At 63.8% G+C, this 999-nt stretch carries 2 protein-coding genes; one reads left to right on the top strand and one right to left on the bottom strand.

The genetic code is table 11. The annotated features are described in order from the left end of the window. On the bottom strand, positions 1-386 hold a 386-nt coding region (locus EN991_RS37715; RefSeq protein ID WP_245461193.1), incomplete at its 3' end, for a GDSL-type esterase/lipase family protein. A gap of 88 nt (positions 387-474) precedes the next feature. Between EN991_RS37715 and EN991_RS37720 the strand changes: the two genes are divergently transcribed. Continuing rightward, positions 475-999, top strand: a 525-nt coding sequence (locus EN991_RS37720; protein ID WP_127370604.1) for an ATP-binding cassette domain-containing protein, incomplete at its 3' end; no start/stop codon positions are given.

Consider the following 999-nt stretch of genomic DNA (forward strand, 5'->3'; position numbering starts at 1 on the left):
ATCTTGCGCTGCTTCAGCTTGCTCAGCATCTCGTCGAGGTTCTTTTTGGTGATGTCGGGCGAGACGCCGCGCAGCATGTCGTTGGCGCCGAGTTCGAGGATGACCAGCTGCGTGCCGTCCGGCACCGACCAGTCAAGCCGCGCCAGGCCGCCGCTCGTCGTGTCGCCGGAGACGCCGGCATTGGCGACGGTCACGTCGTGGCCTTTGGCGCCAAGCGCTGCCTGCAGCCTGTCGGTAAAGCCCTGGTCGGGTCCAAGGCCATAGCCCGCCATCAGGCTGTCACCGAAGCCGACGATCTTGAACGGCTCGGCACGCGCCGACGACATGACGCCGCAAATGGCGAGGAAAACCACGAAGCCTGCGGCAATACTGCGTTTGAAAGACATGCGGCAGGCCCCATATGAGCTAGGAATTCTCCAGTCGACGGCTTCCGGCAAGCAGAGCCTTCATTCCCAGATATAGGACGATTTCATTTTGACAGAAGCCGTCATCGCGCTGAAAGACGTGTCCCTGACCCTTGGCGAGGGCGCTTCATCGGTCCATGTGCTGAAGGGGGTGAGCCTCGACGTGGCGACCGGCGAGGCGACCGGCATCGTCGGACCTTCGGGTTCCGGCAAGTCGACCTTGCTGATGGTCCTGGCAGGCCTGGAAAGGGTCGATTCGGGTACGGTCCGAATCGCCGGCGAGCTGCTCAACGGCAAAAGCGAGGACCAGATTGCTTCGTTTCGTGGCCGAAACATTGGCATCGTGTTCCAGTCCTTCCATCTCATTCCCAACATGACGGCGCTCGAAAATGTCGCGGTGCCGCTGGAACTGGCCGGCCATTCCGATCCGTTCGCGGTGGCGGCGCGCGAGCTGGCGGCGGTTGGCCTCAGCGACCGCGTCACCCACTATCCCGGCGAATTGTCGGGCGGCGAGCAGCAGCGCGTGGCGATCGCCCGCGCATTGGCGCCGTCGCCGCGCATCCTGATCGCCGACGAGCCGACCGGCAATCTGGAC

This window comes from Mesorhizobium sp. M7A.F.Ca.US.005.03.2.1, assembly GCF_003997795.1.
GTDB lineage: Bacteria > Pseudomonadota > Alphaproteobacteria > Rhizobiales > Rhizobiaceae > Mesorhizobium > Mesorhizobium ciceri.